Genomic DNA, 19,201 nt, shown 5'->3' with positions numbered 1-19,201 from the left:
GGACGGGGGAGGGACGAAAAAAGTCGCCCCCGCCGGCAAAGGCAGGGGCGACTCTGTACCGCGGGCGTCACTTCCGCCGGGGAGACGCTGCGTTAGCAGGCCACCGCGACGGAGGTAGACGCCTTGATCTTGCTGTCGTTCAAGGCATCACCTCCTTTCTTGCGGCAGCAGAGATAATGCGCGTCCGTTTTTCGCGCCACGAAGAGCGGGAGGCCCCCGGAGCCCGTCTGGTGAACGAGCGTTCAGGCGGCGACGACCTGACGCTCCACGAGGCGGCGGTACAGGCCGTCTTGCGTCATGAGGGTGGAGTGGGTGCCGCTCTGCACCACGCGGCCGTGCTCCATCACCAGCACGCGCTGGGCGTTGGCCACGGTGGACAGGCGGTGGGCGATGATGAGCGTGGTGCGGCCCTGCATCAGCCGGTCCAGGGCGTCCTTCACCAGGTGTTCGCTCTCCGAGTCCAGGGCGCTGGTGGCTTCATCCAGGATGAGGATGCGGGGGTCCTTGAGCACGGCCCGCGCGATGGCCACGCGCTGCTTCTGGCCGCCGGACAGCTGCACGCCCCGCTCGCCCACCTCCGTGCGGTAGCCGTCCGGGAAGCGCTGGATGAAGTCGTGCGCGTTGGCGGCGCGGGCGGCGGCTTCGACCTGCGCGTCGGTGGCGTCCGGGCGGCCGTAGCGGATGTTGTCCGCGATGGAGCAGGAGAAGAGCAGGGGCTCCTGGGCGACCATGCCCACGTGGCGCCGCAGCCAGCTGGGGTCCAGGGACTTCAGGGGGCGGCCGTCCAGCAGGAGCTGGCCCTGGAGCGGATCATAGAAGCGGGACATGAGGCCGGCGAGGGTGGACTTGCCGGCGCCGGAGGAGCCCACCACGGCGACGACCTCGCCGGCGTTGACGGTGAGGTCGATGCCCTGGAGCACCGGCACGTCCGGGCGCGTGGGGTAGGCGAAGTGCACGCCGCGCAGTTCCACGCGGCCCTCGACGGTGGCGGGGCGCTCGCCCTCCGTGGCGGGGATGGCGGGCGCGCGGTCCATCAGTTCGAAGACGCGCTCCGCGGCGCCCGAGGCGCGCATGAAGTCCGCCCAGAGGTCCGCCAGGGAGCCCAGGGACATGGCCACGAGCATCGTGTAGATGAGGAACGAGGTGAGCGCGCCCACGGAGAGCTCGCCGTCCACCACCAGCCGGCCGCCGTACCAGAACACCACCACCGCGGCGATGTAGCCCGCGCTGGAGGCGCCTCCCATGAAGGCGGCGGACTGGCGCGCGCGGTGGCGGGCGACCTCGTAGGCGTGGCGCACGGTGTTGCCGTAGCGCGCCACCTCCGACGGCTCCGCCGCGAAGGAGCGCACGGTGCGCAGGCCGGACAGGCTCTCCTCGGCGACCTCGCTGGCCTTGGCGAGCGCGTCCTGCACGTTGCGCGACAGCCCGCGCACGCGCCGGCCGTAGACCATGCCGCCCACGGCGACGAGGGGCACGATGGCGAGCATCAGGAACGTGAGCGAGGGCGAGGTGTAGAAGAGCAGCACGATGCCGCCCAGGGCCTGCACGGCGTTGCGCAGCCCCATGGAGATGTTCACGCTCACGGTGTTCTGGAGCACGGTGGTGTCGGAGGCGAGCCGGCTGGTGAGCTCCCCCGTGCGGTGCGTGTCGAAGAAGGCCACCTCCTGGTCCATGAGGCGCTGGAAGAAGTCCTGGCGCAGGCGCATGACCACGCGCTCGCCGGCGGTGGAGAAGAGGTAGAAGCGCAGGGCGGTGGCGACGCCCTGGACCAGGAAGACGGCCAGCATGACGAGCGCGGACTTGTCGATGAGGTCGCGGTTCTTCGCGTTGAGGGCCTCGTCGATGAGGACGCGGACGCCCTGGGGATACACGAGGCTGGCGCCGCTGCTGATCAACAGGAAGACGGTGGCGACCAGCAGCGTGCCCAGTTCAGGACGGGCGAGGGCCAGCAGGCGGCGCGCGGTGACCCCGGAGGCGCGGCTGGGTGTCGGAGCGGTAACGGAGGGAGGCACCGGCGGAGCCTACTGGACTCTTGGGGGGCGTGCAGCCCGGACGGCGAAGCAGGGCCGGGATGCAGGCGGGAAGCCTGGGTGGTATTCCAGGGACCGTTCCACGTGAGGAGGGGCCATGGAGAAGCGCGTCTTTGGCAACACCGGGGTGGCGGTGCCCGTCATCGGACAGGGCACCTGGCAGATGGAGGACGACGACGCGGAAGCGGCCATCCGAGCCCTGCGCGCCGGGCTGGACCTGGGGCTCACGCACCTGGACACCGCGGAGCTCTACGGGCACGGGCGCGTGGAGGAGACCCTGGTGGCGAAGGCCATCGCGGGCCGGCGCGACGAGGTGTTCCTCGTCTCCAAGGTGATGCCCTCCAACGCGACGCGGAGGGGCACGGTGTCCGCCTGCGAGCGCAGCCTGAAGCGGCTGGGCACGGACCGGCTGGATTGCTACCTGTTGCACTGGCCCGGTTCGCATCCTCTGGAGGGCACGGTGGAGGCCTTCGAGGAGCTGGTGGCGGCGGGGAAGATCCGCTCCTGGGGTGTGAGCAACTTCGGGGTGGAGGACCTGGAGGAGGTGCTGGCGCTCGCGGGCAAGGGGCGCATCGCGTGCAACCAGGTGCTGTACCACCTGGAGGAGCGCGCCATCGAGCACGCCGTCGTCCCGTGGTGTGAGGCCCAGGGCGTGGCGGTGGTGGCCTACAGCCCCTTCGGCAACGGGCAGTTCCCGTCACCCACCAGCGCCGGGGGCAAGGTGCTGGCGTCCGTCGCGAAGGCGCACGGCGTGACGCCCTTCCAGGTGGCGCTCCAGTTCCTCGTGCGCCGGCCGTCGGTGTTCGCCATCCCCAAGGCGAGCGACGCGGCGCACGTGCGTGACAACGCGAGCGCGGCCTCGCTGAAGCTCACGAAGGAGGAGCTCCAGCGCATCGACGAGGCCTTCCCCACGGGTGACGAGCCGGACGAGCTGCCGGTCATCTAGAGGCCGGCGCGCTCGCGCATCACGGCCTCCACGCGGGCCACGTCCTCCGGCACGTCCACCGCCACGGTGCGCCAGGACACACTGGCGCAGCGGATGCGCACGCCGTGTTCCAGTGCGCGCAGCTGCTCCAGCTTCTCCGCCTCCTCCAGCGGGGTGGGCTCAAGCGTGGCCAGCTGGAGCAGCGTGTCACGCCGGTAGCCGTAGAGGCCCAGGTGGGCATGGCGGCGCACGGGTGTGCCGGGTTCGCGGGCGTGTGGCACCGGGGCGCGGCTGAAGTAGAGCGCGTCGCCGTTGAGGGCGAGCACGGCCTTCACCACGTTGGGGTTGTCCACCTCCTCCGGCTCCAGGGGGCGCACCAGCGTGGCCATGTGCACGGCGTCGTCCTGGAAGAGGTCCGCCAGCACCTTGAGTGCGGCGGGATCCACCAGCGGTTCATCCCCCTGCACGTTCACCCACACGTCCACGTCCGGACGGGAGCGGGCGACCTCCGCGATGCGGTCCGTGCCGGTGGGGCAGGCGGGGCTGGTCATCACCGCGCGGCCTCCGAAGCCCTCCACGACGTCGCGGATCCGCGCGTCGTCGGTGGCCACCCACACCTCGTCGAAGGCACTGGCTTCCTGACAGCGGCGCCAGACGTGTTCGATCATCGGACGGCCGGCGATGAGGGCGAGCGGCTTGCCAGGAAAGCGGGTGCTGGCATGGCGGGCGGGGATGACGGCCACGGTGCGGGAGGCGGGCATGGGGCGGCATCTATCAGATTCAGGACGTCCCGCCGCGCCTGGGAGGTGACCCACCACTGGCCAGAAACAGGCAGGTGCCTATTTTCCGCAGCGACATGAAGAAGGTCATCCACATCGTTGGTGCGCGTCCGAATTTCATGAAGGTGGCCCCCATTCACCGGGCCATCTCCGCGCGTACGTCCCTGCAGCAGCTCGTCATCCACACCGGCCAGCACTACGACGCGAAGATGAGCGACGTCTTCTTCGCGGACCTGGGGCTGCCTCCGCCCGAAATCCACCTGGGCATCGGCTCCGGAAGCCATGCCGAGCAGACGGCGAAGATGATGGTGGAGATGGAGCGGGTCTTCCTCAAGGAGAAGCCGGACCTGGTCTCCGTGGTGGGTGACGTGAACAGCACCATCGCCGCGGCGCTCGTCACGTCCAAGCTGGCCATCCCGCTGTCCCACGTGGAAGCGGGCCTGCGCAGCTTCGAGCGGCACCAGCCGGAGGAGATCAACCGCGTCGTCACCGACCGGCTCTCCGACCTGCTGCTCACGCCGTCGCGCGACGCGGACGCGAACCTTTTGAAGGAGGGCATCGACCCGAAGTACATCCACCTGGTGGGCAACGTGATGATCGACTCGCTCCTGTCGTCCAAGGAGAAGGCCGACCAGCTGCCCACGCTGAAGACCCTGGGCCTCACGCCCAAGGGCTACGTGGTGGCCACGCTGCACCGTCCGTCCAACGTGGACAACCCGAAGCTGCTGGCGGGCCTGCTGGGCGTGCTGATGGACGTGGCGAAAGAGCTGCCCGTCGTGTTCCCGGTGCACCCGCGCACGCGCAAGATGATTGCCGAGCAGGGCCTGGGCCCGAAGCTGGAGCAGACGCCGGGGCTCAAGCTGGTGGACCCCATGGGCTACCTGGAGTTCCTGTCCGTCACGTCGCAGGCGAAGCTGGTGATGACGGACTCCGGTGGCTTGCAGGAGGAGACCACGGCGCTGAACGTGCCGTGCCTCACCATGCGCGAGCAGACCGAGCGTCCCATCACCGTGGAGGTCGGCTCCAACGAGGTGGTGGGCACCGACCCCGCGCGCATCCGCGAGGCGGCGAACCGCGTGCTGTCCGGCGACTTCAAGAAGGGCCGCGTGCCGGAGCTGTGGGACGGCCGCACGGGCGAGCGCATCGCGGACCTGTACTCGCGCTTCCTGGGCGTGGAGGTGAAGCGCGCCTTCGGGTGAGCTGACACGTTTCGTGAAGCAGTCAGGCCGCCGGGTGCTCGCGCCTTCGTGCGCGGGGCTCAGGCGGCCTTCGTGTTCGTGGTAGAGCGTCGGGCTCGCCATGCGTGAAGACGCCGACTCCGCTCCCGCTCCGGCCGTGCCCGACGGCTACGTCGACATCCCGTTCGTCGTGGAGCCGAACTACGCGGGGTGGCGGCTGGACCGCTACCTCTGCGAGAAGATCCGCCGCATGGACCTGGAGCGCGTGCGCGGCATCATCCTGCGCGGCGTGCTGTGCGACGAGTACCGGCTCAAGCCCTCCACGCCCGTGTACCCGGGGCTCACGTTCCGCATCCGCCGCCCCGCGAGCCAGGAGCCCGTGACGCCCACGGCGCTGCCCGTCGTGTTCTCCGATGACTGGCTGCTGGTGCTCGACAAGCCGGCGGGGCTGCCCATCCACCCCACCGCGCGCTACCACAAGGGCACGCTGGTGACGCTCCTGCGCGAGCGCTTCGGTGAGCGCTTCGCGGAGCCCGCGCACCGGTTGGACCGCGAGACGAGCGGGCTGGTGGTGTGCGGCCGCACCACCGAGTCCTGCCGCGTGCTGGGCGGGCTGTTCCTGTCGCGCGACGTGCACAAGGAGTACCTGGCGCTGTGCGAGGGGCAGCCTTCCGAGGACACGTTCGTCGTGGATGCGCCCATCGCGGAAGGGACGGACCTCATCCGCATCGCCGTGCGAATCGATCCGGTGGCGGGCAAGCCCAGCCGCACGCGCTTCCAGGTGCTCCAGCGCTTCACGCAGGACGGTGCGCCGTTCGCGTTGCTGCGCTGCTTCCCGGAGACGGGGCGGCAGCATCAGATCCGCATCCACCTGCGCGAGGCGGGCTTTCCGCTGGTGGGGGACAAGATGTACGGGCCGGACCCCGGCTACTTCGACCGCTTCAGCAAGCACTCGCTGGAGCCGGAGGCGTGGGCGCGGCTGCGGCTGCCCCGGCACGCGCTCCACGCGGAGCGCATCACGTTCCCGCACCCGGGCACCGGGGAGACCGTCACCTTCGCGTCGCCACTTCCCGATGACTTGAAGGACTTCATCGCCGGGAAGGCGCCAGCGCCTACGGAGTCACAACCGTAGGCGCGGCGGGCGTCGTCAGGCGCTGAGCTTGGTGGCGGCGCTCGTGCTCTGGATCAGCTTCTCGGTGAGGTACTGCCCGGAGAAGCACGCGGTGCAGTAGGTGCTCCGCTTCGGGTCCTCCACCGCGGTGCCCAGCCCCTCCAGCGACAGGTAGCCCAGGGAGTCCGCCGTCACGTACTTGGCGATCTCCTCCGTGGTGTGGCTGGCGGCGATGAGCTCCGTGCGGCTGGGCGTGTCGATGCCGTAGTAGCAGGGCCACTGCGTGGGCGGCGACGAGATGCGCAGGTGCACCTCCACGGCGCCCGCGGCCTTGAGCATCTTCACGATCTTGCGGCTGGTGGTGCCGCGCACGATGGAGTCGTCCACCACCACCACGCGCTTGCCCTTGAGGACACTGCGCACGGCGGACAGCTTCAGCTTCACGCCGAAGTGGCGGATGGACTGCTGGGGCTCGATGAAGGTGCGGCCCACGTAGTGGCTGCGGATGAGGCCCACGTCGTAGGGGATGCCGCTCGCCTGCGAGAAGCCGATGGCCGCGGGAACGCCCGAGTCCGGCACCGCGATGACCAGGTCCGCTTCCGCGGGCTGCTCGCGCGCCAGCTGCACGCCCAGGCGCTTGCGCACTTCGTAGACGCTGCTGCCGAAGAGCACCGAGTCCGGCTTGGCGAAGTAGACGTGCTCGAAGATGCAGCGGCCCAGCCGGGGCGCGGGCTTGAAGGGCATGCTGGTGCGCAGCACGCCGTTCTCGATGACGACCAGCTCACCGGGCTCCAGCTCGCGGACAATCTCCGCTTCGATGAGATCCAGCGCCGTCGTCTCGCTGGCGAGCACGTACGCGCCTTCCTTCATCTTGCCCAGCACCAGCGGCCGGAAGCCGTTGGGGTCGCGCACCGCGATGAGCTTGTCCTCCGTGAGGAGCAGGATGCTGTAGGCGCCCTCCACCCGGCGCAGCGCCTCCACGAGGCGCGCCTCGAAGGTGGGCTGCTTGGAGCGGGCGAGGAGGTGCATGACCACCTCCGTGTCCGCGTCCGACTGGAACAGCGCGCCCTCCGACTCCAGCTCCGCCTTGAGCTCCGTCGCGTTCACCAGGTTGCCGTTGTGCGCGATGGAGAACTGGCCGCCCGCGTAGTTCACGAACAGCGGCTGGGCATTCTTGATGCCGCTGCCGCCCGCCGTGCTGTAGCGCACGTGGCCGATGGCCGCCTTGCCGGGGAGCTCTTCAATCACCGGCGCGGTGAAGATGTCGGCCACCAGGCCCATCTGCCGGTGCGCGCGCAGGGTGTGCCCGTCGGACGCGACGATGCCGGCGGACTCCTGTCCGCGGTGCTGCAGGGCGTGCAACCCCAGGTACGTCAGGTTGGACGCCTCTCCGTGACCCACGATTCCGAAGATGCCGCACATGGTGCGCTGCCTTACCCCTTTCGACCGCGAAGCGGAACAGGAACGCACGCCCTGAAGGTGGGTATTCCACCCGACGTCGACGTCGGCTCCTGTAGGCCAGGCAAGGTGCCGTTGCCTGAAAGGTATGGAGCCGCCTGGAAGCACCGAGGGGTTACGCTCCCCGGCGACATGTCCTCTTCCCGGCGCACCTTCCTCCGCACCCTGCTGCCCTTCGCCTTGCTAACGGCCGGGGCCGCCTACGCGCTCGCCTCCTGGAATTGGTGTGGGCGCTGGGAGGAGCGCACGCCCGAGGTGCTGTCACAGGTGCGTGGCGAAGGCCCCCTGCGCGCGGGCGCGGCGAAGGTGGCCCTCTCCCCGCCCTTTCCGGTGGTGGTGGCCGGCTACTCCCCGCCCCGGCCGGAGGCGAGCCAGGCCGAGCTCCCCCTGCATGCGAGGGCCCTGGTGCTGGAGGCCGGTGGCGCGCGCGTGGGCGTGGTGTCGCTGGAGCTGCTCTTCGTGACCCCGGAAATCACGGCGCGGGTGCGTGAGCGCGCCGCGAAGGTGGGTGTGCAGGAGGTGCTGGTGGTGGCCACACACACGCACTCCTCTTTTGGAGGCTACGACGGCCGCTGGGTGGCCGAACTGGCCGGGACGGGGCACTACCGGGAGGCCTCCGTGAACGCGGCGGTGGCCGGCGCGAGCGAGGCGCTGGAGCAGGCCGCGGCCAGGATGGCGGACGTGGCGCTGGAGGTGGGCGGCGCGGCGGACGCGGGGCTCGTCTATTCCCGCTCCGGGGGGGATGTCCCCGACGGCCAGGTCACGCGGGTGGTGCTGCGTGGCCCCTCGGGGCCGGTGGCGGAGGTGCTGGTGTTCGCCGCGCACGCCACGCTCATTCCCCGGCAGCGGGCGCTGGTGGATCCGGACTACCCGGGCCGGCTGAGCGCGCTGCGCGAGGAGACGGGCGGTGGCGTCTCGCTCTTCGTGCAGGGCAGCGCGGGCAACGCATCCGTGGCCTTCTCCGAGGGCCAGGGCCCCGAGCGTGCCCTGGGCTTCGCGCGCAAGCTGTCCTCGCTGGCGGACACGGCGGCCGGAGTGCCCGAGGCGGGGCCGGTGCGGCTGGCGTTCGCGCGGGTGCGGACGGCGCTGCCCCGGCCGGACTCGTCGCGGCTGGTGCCCGCCCTCACCCGGGCGGCGGGGGACAACTTCCTGTGCGCCTCCTCCCCGCGCGACGCGGAGGTGGACGCGCTGGCGCTGGGGCCCCTGGAGCTCTTGTCCATTCCGGGGGAGCCCACCGTGAGCGCGGGCCGGGCGCTGGCGGACGCCTCCGGAGCGACGCACGTGCTGGGGCTCGCCAACGGCTACGTGGGCTACCTGGACACGCCGGAGCAGGTGCAGGCGGGACAGGGCGAGTCCCGGCACCAGTACTTCGGTCCCACGCTCCTGGAGCGCCTGGGCACCGCCGCGCGCGTGGCCTCCGGCGCGGTGGGCTTCTCCCCCGCGAAGTAGGCCGGGCGTCCATGACGGAGGCCCGGCCGCCTGCCTGCCCTGGGAACCTCCTGACGTCCAGCCGCCCAAGGCCGCCCCGTCGCTGACGGAGGGCCCGCTGCCTACCTTGCTCCTCGGATCGTCTTTGCATCGAGGGGGCACGGATGAGGTGGGAAGGCGGACGTCGCAGCTCGAACGTCGAGGACCGGCGGGGCGGTGGTTTCGGGCGCCCGCTCGCGGTGGGCGGTGGTGCCGCGTCGTTGGTGGTGGCCCTGCTGGTGATGCTGCTGGGCGGTGACCCGTCCGACGTGCAGATCGGCTCGCGCGGCTCGCCGTATTCCGACCCTGCCACGGGCGGCTCCGGCAACGTGACGGACCCCCAGCAGGAGAAGATGAAGGACTTCGCCTCCGTCGTCCTCGCGGACACCGAGGACACCTGGCCCGCGCTGCTGGAGCCCCAGGGCGTGCGCTACGTGCAGCCGCACATGGTGCTCTTCACGGGCGCGGTGCAGTCCGCGTGCGGCATGCAGGAGAGCGCGGTGGGGCCCTTCTATTGTCCGGGCGACCAGAAGGTGTACCTGGACCTGAGCTTCTTCGACGAGCTGGAGAGCCGCTTCGGCGCGCCCGGTGACTTCGGCCGCGCGTACGTCATCGCGCACGAGGTGGGGCACCACGTGCAGAACCTGCTGGGCATCTCCCGCAAGGTGCAGTCACTGCGCAACCGCACGAGCGAGGAGCAGGCCAACCAGCTCTCCGTGCTGACGGAGCTTCAGGCGGACTGCTTCGCCGGCATCTGGGCCAACCACGCCCAGAAGGAGCGCAACCTCCTGGAGCAGGGCGACGTGGAAGAAGGCCTGGGTGCCGCCAGCGCCGTGGGCGACGACACGCTCCAGAAGCGCGCCCGGGGCCATGTCGTCCCCGAGTCCTTCACCCACGGCTCCGCCGCGCAGCGCATGACCTGGTTCAAGCGCGGCCTGGAGCAGGGGACGCTGGAGGCATGCGACACCTTCAACGCCCGGTAGCAGGGACGCGGAAGGACGGCTTCAGCGTGTCCGGGGCGCCCGCGTGGCGCCCGTTCCGTTCAGCGGCTGCTGGAGTTGATACGTGCCGTTGAGAGGCTGCTGGAGCTGGTACGTCCCGTTGAGCGGCTGCTGAAGTTGATACGTCCCGTTGAGCGGCTGCTGGAGTTGATACGTCCCGTTGAGCGGCTGCTGGAGCTGGTACGAACCCGCGAGGGGCTGTTCAAGCTGATACGAGCCCGCGAGCGGCTGCTGGAACCCGCCGCTGTTCGCGGGCGGCTGATACCAGTAATTGTCCCAGAAGGTGCTGTCACCGGAGCCGGTTGTCAGTGATTGCTGCTCATCCAGGTTCTGTGAGTCATTACCCTGTGGGGCAGTCATCGCTTCGTCATCCTGCGCCAAGGCCGTCATGGCCGGGCCGGACGTGAGCGTCACCACCAGGGTCACCAGGGTGCCCGTGCGCATGGGAGTCTCCTTTTCGTCGCGGGAGAGAGGGAGCCGCGCCGCGACCTGCTTCTCAAGATGACCGCGCGGGTGGGCTCCGGGGAGCACGGCGGCCCTTCCACCAGGCCTGCTCGGGCGCCTGTCATGGAGCCATGCGTCAATCGCCTTCCGGACACATTACGAACGATAGGCTTACCGCGTGCACGTGCTTTTCCAGACGTGGCAAAGGGGGGCTGCGTCAAAACACAAACGTGTAACTTGTGCTTGTCGTCAGTGTGTCTTTGCTCCGAGCATGCCGCCTTCCCGCTGCTTCGCGGGTCGCGGGTGCTTCCCCGTGGCCCATGCGGAGCGGCCTTGCGGAGGAACAACATGCCCCGTTTGCAGTGGACCCGCGCTACGAGCGCGACCCTTCTGGCCCTGGTAGGGGCCCTCTCGCTGACCGCCTGCTCGGATGACGACGACAACACGCCGGACTCGGGCGTGAAAGTGGACGCGGGTACGAACACGGACGCGGGCACGGACACGGACGCGGGCAGCGACGCGGGCTCCGTGGACACGGGCATCCCCTGGGACGGCGGCAGCGCGGGCACCTTCTCCTGCGAGGGCAAGGCGACGGCGACGCTGACCTTCGCGCCCGGTCAGGAAGAGGAGCTCCAGGACAAGGTGAACACGCTGGCCGAGTGCACCACCATCACGCTGGCGGCGGGCACGTTCACCTTCGAAAACGCCATCACCATCCGCCAGAAGGGCATCACGCTGGTGGGCGCGGGCAAGGGCACGAAGGGCCAGGGCACGGGCGGGGCGAGCAGCACGGTGCTGGTGTTCACCGGCGCCGCGGCGAACTCCAACGGCCTGGACGTGGTGGGCGACCGCTTCGAGGTGCGCGACCTGGCGGTGTGGAACGCGAAGAAGGACGCCATCCGCGTGGAGTCCTCCACGGACGTGGTGATGCGCCGCGTTCGCACGGAGTGGGCGGAGGCCGACAAGGAGAGCAACGGCAAGTACGGCCTGTACCCGGTGAAGTCCAAGTACGTCGTCATCGACGACTGCGAGGCGTACAACGCCGCGGACGCGGGCATCTACGTGGGCCAGACGCAGTACGCCGTCGTGCGCAACAGCGTGGCGAAGCAGAACGTGGCGGGCATCGAGATTGAAAACACGCAGTACGCCTACGTGCTGGGCAACACCGCCCAGGACAACACCACGGGCCTGGTGGTGTTCGACCTGCCGGGCAACCCCATCAAGGGCACGGACATCCGGGTGAAGAACAACGTCATCACGGGCAACAACCGGAACAACTTCGCGTCCGTCCAGGCCAGCAGCAGCACGGTGTCGCAGGTCCCGGCGGGCACGGGCACGTTCATGCTGGCGTCGCGCCGCGTGGAACTGACGGGCAACACCTGGGGCAACAACAACACGGTGGACGTGGCGGTGCTGAGCGGTCTGAGCATCGACCCCAACCCGGCGAACTGGTCCGCGGCGGGCGGGAACTTCGCGAGCTCGGACGTCTACGTCCACGGCAACACCTTCCAGGGCGGCAGCGGCGACTCCGTGGACAACGGCAACGTGAGCCAGTCGCTGCGTCCCCTGGGCGCGGCCCTGGCGGCGCTCTACGCCTACGGTGAGACGGTGGGCACGCTCAACGTGGAGCACCTGCTGTGGGACGGCGTGGATCCCGCCCCCCGGAACCGCGCGCAGGTGAACCCCATCAACATCTGCTTCATGGACAACACGCTGCCCTCGGGCACCACCACGGCCATCGTGGATCTGGACCTGCAGGCGGCCGTCCCGCTCCTGGGCAACAGCGACCTGGTGGGCGCGTGGGGAGCGACGCGGCACTACGCGGCCAACAAGGCCGAGTTCAACTGCGCGGGCTTCACCCCCGCGCTGACGATTGGCGACCTCATCCCGTAACCGCGGTCCCGGAGCGTGACACCCATGTGGACGTCGTTCGTGAACCCCCGTCTCCCCGTGGTGCTGCTGGCGCTGTCGCTGGCGGCCTGCGGTTCCTCCGACCCGGAAGACCCCACACCCGACGCGGGGACCTCCGTGCCGGATGCCGGAACGGAGGACGCGGGGGTTCCCGACGCGGGCACACCGGACGCCGGTCCCGCGGATGCGGGGATGGATGCCGGAACGGTTGACGCGGGCGAGCCGGACGCGGGCTCCCCGCTGGTCATCCCCAACACGCTGTCGGGCTTCGGGTTGTTCACGGGAAGCCCGGCGGACGGGGGGCTCATCCCGGTGGAGGGCAACGTGCCCTACACCCTGTCCACCGCGCTGTTCTCCGACTACGCGGTCAAGTCACGCACCCTCTACGTTCCCCCCGGCAAGACAGCGCACTACGAGCCCGTGGCCGCGCTGGACCTGCCGGTGGGGACGCTCATCACCAAGACGTTCGCCTTCCCGGCGGACCTGCGGAAGCCGGACCAGGACGTGCGCTACATCGAGACGCGCATCCTGGTGCACCAGCCTGGGGGCTGGGAGGCGTGGCCGTACGTCTGGAACACGGAGCAGACGGAGGCCACGCTGGCCACCGGCGGCCGCTCCCGCGACGTGACGTTCATCGACACGGAGGGGGAGTCCCGGTCGTTCAAGTACTCGGTGCCCTCCAAGAACCAGTGCCAGCAGTGCCACCACCTGGTGGACGACCAGGGGGCGCAGGTGATGCACCCCATTGGCGTGAAGGCGCGCTACCTGCACCGCACGAACACCTACGGCGGCGTGGAGCATGATCAGCTGGAGTACCTGGCGTCGCTGGGCAAGCTGACCGGGCTGCCGGCCGCGGCGGAGCTGCCGAAGGCGCCGGACGCGTTCGACCCGCAGGCGGCGGACCTGACCACGCGGGCGCGCACGTACCTGGACATCAACTGCGCGCATTGCCACAACCCGAAGGGGACGGCGGGCATCACCAGCCAGCTGTTCCTCAACTTCGACAACACGAGCGTCTTCTCCCTGGGCGAATGCAAGCGCCCGGGCTCGGCGGGCGCTGGCGTGGGCGGCGAGTTCGACATCCTCCCCGGCAACCACGCGGAGTCCATCCTCTGGTACCGGATGCACACGGAGGAGTCCGGCAAGATGATGCCGCAGATTGGCCGCACGGTTCACCACGCGGAGGGCTCGCAGCTCATCGCGGATTGGATCGACTCCATGCCGGCGAAGACCTGCAAGTAGTCCTCAAGCGGCCGGCGACGGGGGCTCCTCCAGCCCCACGTTGCTGGACGCGCGGTTGTAGACGTCCAGGTCGAGGAGGCCCTCCTCGCGCGCCACCAGCACGGGCACCAGCATCTGCCCGGTGACGTTCGTGAGGGTGCGCATCATGTCCAGCACCCGGTCGATGGCCAGCAGGTAGCCCAGCCCCTCCAGGGGCAGCCCCGCGGCGCTGAGGACGACGGTGGTCATCACCACCGCCGTGCCGGGCACGCCCGCCGTGCCGAAGCTGCCCAGCACCGACGCCAGCAGGATGATGAAGAGCTGCGGCGCGGACAGCGTCAGGCCGAAGTATTGCGCGATGAAGAGCGACGTCATGGCCGGGTAGATGGCGCCGCAGCCGTCCATCTTGATGGTGGCGCCCAGCGGCACCGCGAAGGCCGCGTAGTCGCGGTTGACGCCCAGGTTGTGGGTGACGCTGCGCAGGGCCACCGGCATGGACGCGAAGCTGGAGGAGCTGACGAACGCCACCTGCATGCCCGGCGCGGCGCCCCGGAAGAAGCGCAGCGGGTTGAGCCCGTGCGCCGCCAGGAGCCCGCCGTACACGAAGACGACGTGCACCGCGCACGCGAGGTACAGCGTGAGGACGAAGGTGCCCAGGGGCAGCAGGCGCTCGAAGCCGTAGGTGCCCACCAGCGCGGCGATGAGGCCGAAGGTGCCCAGCGGCGTCAGCTCCAGCACGAAGCGGGTGACCTGAATCATTGCGTCGCTGGCTTCGCCCACGAGCTTGCGCAGACGCTCCGTGCGCTCCCCCAGCTTCACCAGCGCGAAGCCCAGCAGGCCCGCGAAGAAGATGACCTGGAGCATCTTGCCCTCCGCCAGCGCGGCGAAGGGGTTGGTGGGCACCACGTCCAGCAGCACCTGCACCGGGCCGGGCACCTGCCGGGGCTTGTAGTCGCCGGTCACCTGGAGCGTGCCCACGCCCACGCCCGGCTTCGTGAGGGCGGCGGTGCCCAGGCCCACGCCCACGGCCAGCGCGGCGGTGACGGCGAACCAGACGAAGGTGCGGCCGCCCAGCGCCGCCACGCTCTTCTGGCCGCGCAGCGCGGACACCGCGTGGATGACGGCGAAGAACACCAGCGGCGTGGCGATCATCCGGATGAGCTGGACGTAGAGCGTGCCCAGGGGCTGGAGCCACGTGCCGGCCCTGTCGCCCAGCGCCCACCCGGCGAGCGCGCCCAGCACGAAGGCGCCCAGCACGCGCTGCCAGAAGGGGATGCGGAACCAGCGGGCCCAGAGCTTCATCGCGAGACACCTCTCACACCGGTGGACCGGCAGACCCTAACCCCCTCCCGGGTCCCGCGCCGCGCCGCATTCCGCGGGACGCCCCACATCATTGCGACCCGTTTCCCGGCCCCCTAGGCTCCGGCCCGCCTTTCCCCCATGCCTGGAGTGTGTCCATGAAGTTCACGAGCAAGGACGTGTCGAAGCTGCTGGAGGAGGTGAGCGGGTCCGAGGTGCTGGTGGGCCACGCCTGCGCGACCTCGTACCTCAATGGCCAGCACTACACGTGGAGTGGCACCCAGTGGGTGGGCACCTACTACCCGGTGCTCAAGTACCCGGTGGGCGAGGACTCGAGCAGCTCCTGCTAGGCAGCCGTTTCAAGGCCCTGCCTCCCGTGAAGGTCGCCATCGTGGACAGTGGTGTGTCGGTAGGCTTCCTTCGCGGGGCGGGGCTGTCGCTTGCCGGAGCGGCGAGCTTCACGCTGGACCAGGAGGCGCGGCGCCTGGAGTCCCGCGTCCACTCGCGTGAGGAGCTGGCGGCCTGGCGCGATGGCGGCTCCGTGTTGGAGGACCTGGAGGACCCGCACGGTCACGGCACCGCGGTGCTGAGCATCCTGCTGGACCAGGGCCGTGCCGGTGCCGGCGTGGAGTGGTACGTCGCTCGCGTGCTGGATGGGCGGATGCGCGGCGACTCGCTGTGCCTGCTGGAAGCGCTGGAGTGGCTGACGCAGGACGTGCGGCCGGACCTCATCAACCTGAGCCTGGGCACCGCGGGCCGCGCCTTCGAGGCGCCCCTCACCGCGCTGTTGGACCGGGCGGTGGAGCAGGGCAGCGTCGTGCTCTGCGCCGCCGGCCCCGTGTCGGGGCTGCCGTCCGGGCTGCCGCAGGTGGTGACGGTGGCGGACGCGGCCATGGCCCGCGCGCTGCGCAAGGGCGACATCGTGGACCACGTCGAGGACGCGGCCACGGTGCGGCTGTACGCGGACGGCGCCTGGACGGAGCGGCCCCTCACGAGCAGCTACGCCTGCGCCCTCGCGGCGGCGCGGGTGCTGCGCGAGGGCTGTCCTCCGGGATGGCGGCACGTCACCGCGCCCCAGCGGACGCGGTGACGTCTCTGCCCGGGTGAGGCTCAGGCCGGGACGCGGTCGTTGTCCTTGCGGTCCCAGTGCCGGTGCTTCGCGAGCGCCGCCGAGAACGCCGTGGCCAGCGCGGTGCCGGCCCCCGCCTTGGAGCCCGCGACGATGCCGGGCGCGGCCGGGTCGATTTCGCAGGCCTTGAGCAGCTCCTCCGCGTCCTTGGACGCGCCCACCGTCTTGCAGTGCAGGTAGGCCTCCTGCACGAAGTGGCGCGACTCGCCGTCCTTCTTCAGCGTGGCCACGCTCGCGGCGCCGCCGGGGATGAAGACGCCGTCGTACTCCACGGAGGCCGTCGTCATCGCGCTCTTGTCCACCGGCACGTCCTTGCCGTTGGAGGCCTTCACCGTGCCCAGGCGCTTGGCGATGACCTTCACCTTCGCGCCCTGCGCCTCCAGCTCCTTGCGCACGGCCATCAGTTCGTCCGCGTCCACGCCGTCCGCGACGAGCACGCCAATCTTCCGGGTCTTGATGGACGGCGGCGTGGCCATCTTCATCGCCTCGATGCTCAGGGCCTTGGACGCGGGCGGGCCCTTGGGCGTGACGGGCGTGGCCTTGGGAGCGGGCAGGCCCAGCCCCTCCGCGACGGCGGACACCAGCAGGGCGTCAATCTTCGCGAAGTGCTCCAGCACGCGCTCCTGGATGGCCTTCGTCTCCACCTTGCCCAGCTCGAAGCGGCACGCGTCGATGAGGTGCTCCTGCTCCGGCGCGGACAGGCTGCGGAAGAACAGCGCGGCCTGGCTGTAGTGGTCGTTGAAGGAGGCGGCGCGCTCGCGGATCTTCTTTCCGCTCACGGGCTCCGGGTGGTGCACGAAGCCACCCTGCTGCTGCGACGCGAGGAACGGGCAGCCGCCGCCCAGCGAGTTGGGGAAGTAGTTGGCGCGGCCCACGTTGCTCGTCTGGCGGTGGAAGCCGTCCTGCTGGTGGTTGTGCACCGGCGCCAGGGGGCGGTTGATGGGGATCTCCGCGAAGTTCGGCCCGCCCAGGCGCGTCAGCTGCGTGTCCAGATAGGAGAAGAGCCGCGCCTGCATCAGCGGATCATCCGTGAAGTCGATGCCCGGCACGATGTTGGCCACGCAGAAGGCGACCTGCTCCGTCTCCGCGAAGAAGTTCGTCGGGTTGCGGTCCAGCGTGAGCTTGCCCACGGGAATCACCGGCGCCACCTCCTCCGGGATGAGCTTCGTCGCGTCCAGCAGGTCCACGCCCAGCTTCGTCGCGTCCGCCTCCTCCAGGATTTGAACGCCCAGCTCGTACTCGGGGAAGTCCCCCTGCTCGATGGCTTCGTAGAGGTCGCGGCGGTGGAAGTCCGGGTCCTTGCCCGCCAGCTTCTGGGCTTCATCCCAGACGAGCGAGTGCGTGCCCAACAGCGGCTTCCAGTGGAACTTCACGAAGCGCGAGGTGTTCTTCTCATCCACGAAGCGGAAGGTGTGGACGCCAAAGCCCTGCATCATCCGGAAGCTGCGCGGGATGGCGCGGTCGGACATGATCCACATGATCATGTGCATCGTCTCCGGGACGAGCGACACGAAGTCCCAGAACGAGTCATGCGCCGTCTGGGCCTGGGGAATCTCGTGGTGGGGTTCCGGCTTGGCGGCGTGGATGATGTCGGGGAACTTGATGCCGTCCTGGATGAAGAAGACGGGGATGTTGTTGCCGACCAGGTCCCAGTTGCCTTCCTCCGTGTAGAACTTCACCGCGAAGCCGCGCACGTCGCGCGCGGTGTCCGCGGAGCCGCGCGAGCCCGCGACGGTGGAGAAGCGCACGAACACGGGCGTCTTCTTGGACGGGTCCTGGAGGAACTTCGCGCGGGTGTACTTCGCCTGCGATTCGTACACCTGGAAGTAGCCGTGGGCGCCGGCGCCGCGCGCGTGGACGACGCGCTCGGGGATCCGCTCGTGGTCGAAGCGGGTCATCTTCTCGCGGAAGTGGAAGTCCTCCAGGAGCGTGGGGCCGCGCGCGCCAATCTTGAGCGAGTCGTCGGTGTGCTCGACGCGGATGCCCTGGTCCGTGGTGAGGAAGTTGCCCGTGGGCTCCGAACGGTCCTTCGCGAGCTGCTGGTCCTTGCTCTTCTCGTCGACGTGAACCGCGTCCGGATGCTTCTGTGAAGTCACCGCTACGCCTCCTTCAAGGGGGCGTGCAGGGTGCCGGACGCGGCGGAGGCTGCACGTCTTCTGATCCGCGTCTGGAGGATGCAGGACGCAAGGTCGCGGCGATGTCCGATGGCGTTCGTTCCGGACGTTGGCCAGCGAGCGTCAGGCGTCCTTCGCCAGGCGCACCAGCATCTTGCCGGTGTTGTCCCCGCGCAGCAGTCCGATGAAGGCACCGGGGGCCTGGTCCAGGCCTTCCACCACGGTGGACACGTCCGACACCTTGCCCTCGCGCAGCCACTGGCCCATGTCGCGCAGGAAGTCCGCGCGGCGGTCCGCGTGGTCGGAGACGATGTAGCCCTGGAGCGTGAGGCGCTTGCCCACGGCGAGGAACATGTTGCGCGGACCGGGCGTGGGAGCGGTGGCGTTGTACCCGGAGATGGAGCCGCACAGGACGATGCGGCCGTGGTTGTTCATCAGGCCGATGGCGGCCTCCAGGTGGTCGCCGCCCACGTTGTCGAAGTAGACGTCGATGCCGTCCGGGCAGGCCTTCGCCAGGGACTCGGCGATGGGGGCGGCCTTGTAGTTGAGGGCGGCGTCGAACTTGAGCGAGTCGCGCAGGTGCTTCGCCTTCGCGTCCGAACCGACGCTGCCCACCACGCGGCAGCCCTGGATGCGGGCAATCTGTCCCACGACGCCGCCCACGGCGCCGGCCGCGGCGGACACGAAGACGGTGTCGCCGGCCTTCGGCTTGCCAAGGTCGAGCAGGCCCACGTACGCGGTCATTCCCGGCATGCCGAGCACCCCGAGGTACGCGGAGAGCGGGCCCACGGACGGGTCGGCCTTCTGGTAGTGCTTCGCGGGCGCGACGGCGTATTCGCGCCAGCCGCCGGTGCCGGCGACGACGAATTCCCCCTCCTTGAAGTCGGGGGAGCGCGAGCGGATCACCTGGCCCACGCTGCCGCCGTCCATGACTTCGCCCAGCTTGAAGGGCGGGACGTAGGACTTCGCGTCGTTCATGCGGCCGCGCATGTATGGATCCACGGACATGAAGTGGTTGCGCACGAGGAGCTGGCCCTCGGCGGGCTCCGGGACGGAGACGGTGGCGAACTCGAAGTTCTCCGGCGTGGGTTCACCGTGCGGGCGGGACTTCAGGCGGATTTCACGTCCCTGGAG

The 19,201-nt window shown here is 69.9% G+C and carries 16 protein-coding genes; 9 read left to right on the top strand and 7 right to left on the bottom strand.

Annotated elements, in window-relative coordinates; genetic code table 11:
* Positions 1-242: 242 nt before the first annotated feature.
* A complete protein-coding gene (locus D7W81_RS28935; RefSeq protein ID WP_120558629.1) occupies positions 243-2,012 on the bottom strand; it encodes an ABC transporter ATP-binding protein in 1,770 nt (589 codons plus the stop codon).
* 115 nt (positions 2,013-2,127) lie between these two features.
* Here D7W81_RS28935 and D7W81_RS28930 point away from each other — a divergent pair, with 115 nt between their 5' ends.
* Complete coding sequence (locus tag D7W81_RS28930) at positions 2,128-2,976, top strand: aldo/keto reductase (RefSeq protein ID WP_120558628.1); 849 nt, start codon at positions 2,128-2,130, stop codon at positions 2,974-2,976.
* On the opposite strand, the gene kdsB is transcribed toward D7W81_RS28930, so the two are convergent.
* On the bottom strand, positions 2,973-3,716 hold the full coding sequence (gene kdsB / locus D7W81_RS28925; protein ID WP_120558627.1) for a 3-deoxy-manno-octulosonate cytidylyltransferase: 744 nt from the start codon (positions 3,714-3,716) through the stop codon (positions 2,973-2,975). The genes D7W81_RS28930 and kdsB overlap by 4 nt on opposite strands.
* Before the next feature lie 95 nt (positions 3,717-3,811).
* Here kdsB and wecB point away from each other — a divergent pair, with 95 nt between their 5' ends.
* Positions 3,812-4,933, top strand: coding sequence for a non-hydrolyzing UDP-N-acetylglucosamine 2-epimerase (wecB, locus tag D7W81_RS28920; protein ID WP_120558626.1), 1,122 nt, complete (start codon positions 3,812-3,814; stop codon positions 4,931-4,933).
* 100 nt (positions 4,934-5,033) lie between these two features.
* Positions 5,034-6,044: an RluA family pseudouridine synthase gene (locus D7W81_RS28915; RefSeq protein ID WP_120558625.1), complete on the top strand. Its 1,011-nt coding sequence runs from the start codon at positions 5,034-5,036 to the stop codon at positions 6,042-6,044.
* A gap of 15 nt (positions 6,045-6,059) precedes the next feature.
* Here D7W81_RS28915 and purF read toward each other — a convergent pair whose 3' ends face one another.
* Positions 6,060-7,445: an amidophosphoribosyltransferase gene (gene purF, locus D7W81_RS28910; RefSeq protein WP_244227498.1), complete on the bottom strand. Its 1,386-nt coding sequence runs from the start codon at positions 7,443-7,445 to the stop codon at positions 6,060-6,062.
* A 168-nt stretch (positions 7,446-7,613) separates the two neighbouring features.
* On the opposite strand from purF, the gene D7W81_RS28905 reads away from it, so the two are divergent.
* Together D7W81_RS28905 and ypfJ are read left to right on the top strand one after the other, a co-directional pair.
* Positions 7,614-8,930 carry a neutral/alkaline non-lysosomal ceramidase N-terminal domain-containing protein gene (locus D7W81_RS28905; protein ID WP_120558623.1) on the top strand — a complete coding sequence of 439 codons (1,317 nt, stop codon included), beginning with the start codon at positions 7,614-7,616 and terminating at the stop codon, positions 8,928-8,930.
* A gap of 143 nt (positions 8,931-9,073) precedes the next feature.
* Positions 9,074-9,931 carry a KPN_02809 family neutral zinc metallopeptidase gene (gene ypfJ / locus D7W81_RS28900; RefSeq protein WP_120558622.1) on the top strand — a complete coding sequence of 286 codons (858 nt, stop codon included), beginning with the start codon at positions 9,074-9,076 and terminating at the stop codon, positions 9,929-9,931.
* Between the two features lie 21 nt (positions 9,932-9,952).
* Here ypfJ and D7W81_RS28895 read toward each other — a convergent pair whose 3' ends face one another.
* On the bottom strand, positions 9,953-10,393 hold the full coding sequence (locus tag D7W81_RS28895; protein ID WP_147445652.1) for a hypothetical protein: 441 nt from the start codon (positions 10,391-10,393) through the stop codon (positions 9,953-9,955).
* A gap of 348 nt (positions 10,394-10,741) precedes the next feature.
* Between D7W81_RS28895 and D7W81_RS28890 the strand changes: the two genes are divergently transcribed.
* Both D7W81_RS28890 and D7W81_RS28885 read left to right on the top strand, forming a co-directional pair.
* Complete coding sequence (locus D7W81_RS28890) at positions 10,742-12,286, top strand: parallel beta-helix domain-containing protein (RefSeq protein ID WP_120558620.1); 1,545 nt, start codon at positions 10,742-10,744, stop codon at positions 12,284-12,286.
* A gap of 39 nt (positions 12,287-12,325) precedes the next feature.
* Positions 12,326-13,546 carry an SO2930 family diheme c-type cytochrome gene (locus D7W81_RS28885; protein ID WP_279637862.1) on the top strand — a complete coding sequence of 407 codons (1,221 nt, stop codon included), beginning with the start codon at positions 12,326-12,328 and terminating at the stop codon, positions 13,544-13,546.
* A gap of 3 nt (positions 13,547-13,549) precedes the next feature.
* Here the strand turns inward: D7W81_RS28885 and D7W81_RS28880 are convergent, their stop codons facing one another.
* Positions 13,550-14,827 carry a dicarboxylate/amino acid:cation symporter gene (locus tag D7W81_RS28880; RefSeq protein ID WP_120558618.1) on the bottom strand — a complete coding sequence of 426 codons (1,278 nt, stop codon included), beginning with the start codon at positions 14,825-14,827 and terminating at the stop codon, positions 13,550-13,552.
* Positions 14,828-14,982: 155 nt separating this feature from the next.
* Between D7W81_RS28880 and D7W81_RS28875 the strand changes: the two genes are divergently transcribed.
* Positions 14,983-15,174, top strand: coding sequence for a hypothetical protein (locus D7W81_RS28875; protein WP_120558617.1), 192 nt, complete (start codon positions 14,983-14,985; stop codon positions 15,172-15,174).
* A gap of 26 nt (positions 15,175-15,200) precedes the next feature.
* Positions 15,201-15,914 carry a S8/S53 family peptidase gene (locus D7W81_RS28870; RefSeq protein ID WP_120558616.1) on the top strand — a complete coding sequence of 238 codons (714 nt, stop codon included), beginning with the start codon at positions 15,201-15,203 and terminating at the stop codon, positions 15,912-15,914.
* 20 nt (positions 15,915-15,934) lie between these two features.
* Here the strand turns inward: D7W81_RS28870 and D7W81_RS28865 are convergent, their stop codons facing one another.
* Positions 15,935-18,049: a catalase gene (locus tag D7W81_RS28865; protein WP_120558615.1), complete on the bottom strand. Its 2,115-nt coding sequence runs from the start codon at positions 18,047-18,049 to the stop codon at positions 15,935-15,937.
* Between the two features lie 141 nt (positions 18,050-18,190).
* A partial coding sequence (locus D7W81_RS28860; RefSeq protein WP_244227497.1) for an NADP-dependent oxidoreductase occupies positions 18,191-19,201 on the bottom strand: 1,011 nt, incomplete at its 5' end.

Source organism: Corallococcus aberystwythensis, from assembly GCF_003612165.1.
Classification (GTDB): domain Bacteria; phylum Myxococcota; class Myxococcia; order Myxococcales; family Myxococcaceae; genus Corallococcus; species Corallococcus aberystwythensis.
The sequence above is the reverse complement of the archived record's forward strand: the minus strand, read 5'-3'. Positions and strand labels throughout refer to the sequence as shown.

What these genes read in the sequence shown, in the direction of transcription:
- purF (WP_244227498.1), bottom strand. Translation starts at nt 7,445, where the DNA reads ATGTGCGGCATCTTCGGAATCGTGGGTCACGGAGAGGCGTCCAACCTG.
- D7W81_RS28895 (WP_147445652.1), bottom strand. Translation starts at nt 10,393, where the DNA reads ATGCGCACGGGCACCCTGGTGACCCTGGTGGTGACGCTCACGTCCGGC.
- ypfJ (WP_120558622.1), top strand. Translation starts at nt 9,074, where the DNA reads ATGAGGTGGGAAGGCGGACGTCGCAGCTCGAACGTCGAGGACCGGCGG.
- D7W81_RS28880 (WP_120558618.1), bottom strand. Translation starts at nt 14,827, where the DNA reads ATGAAGCTCTGGGCCCGCTGGTTCCGCATCCCCTTCTGGCAGCGCGTG.
- D7W81_RS28915 (WP_120558625.1), top strand. Translation starts at nt 5,034, where the DNA reads ATGCGTGAAGACGCCGACTCCGCTCCCGCTCCGGCCGTGCCCGACGGC.
- kdsB (WP_120558627.1), bottom strand. Translation starts at nt 3,716, where the DNA reads ATGCCCGCCTCCCGCACCGTGGCCGTCATCCCCGCCCGCCATGCCAGC.
- D7W81_RS28890 (WP_120558620.1), top strand. Translation starts at nt 10,742, where the DNA reads ATGCCCCGTTTGCAGTGGACCCGCGCTACGAGCGCGACCCTTCTGGCC.
- wecB (WP_120558626.1), top strand. Translation starts at nt 3,812, where the DNA reads ATGAAGAAGGTCATCCACATCGTTGGTGCGCGTCCGAATTTCATGAAG.
- D7W81_RS28875 (WP_120558617.1), top strand. Translation starts at nt 14,983, where the DNA reads ATGAAGTTCACGAGCAAGGACGTGTCGAAGCTGCTGGAGGAGGTGAGC.
- D7W81_RS28905 (WP_120558623.1), top strand. Translation starts at nt 7,614, where the DNA reads ATGTCCTCTTCCCGGCGCACCTTCCTCCGCACCCTGCTGCCCTTCGCC.
- D7W81_RS28930 (WP_120558628.1), top strand. Translation starts at nt 2,128, where the DNA reads ATGGAGAAGCGCGTCTTTGGCAACACCGGGGTGGCGGTGCCCGTCATC.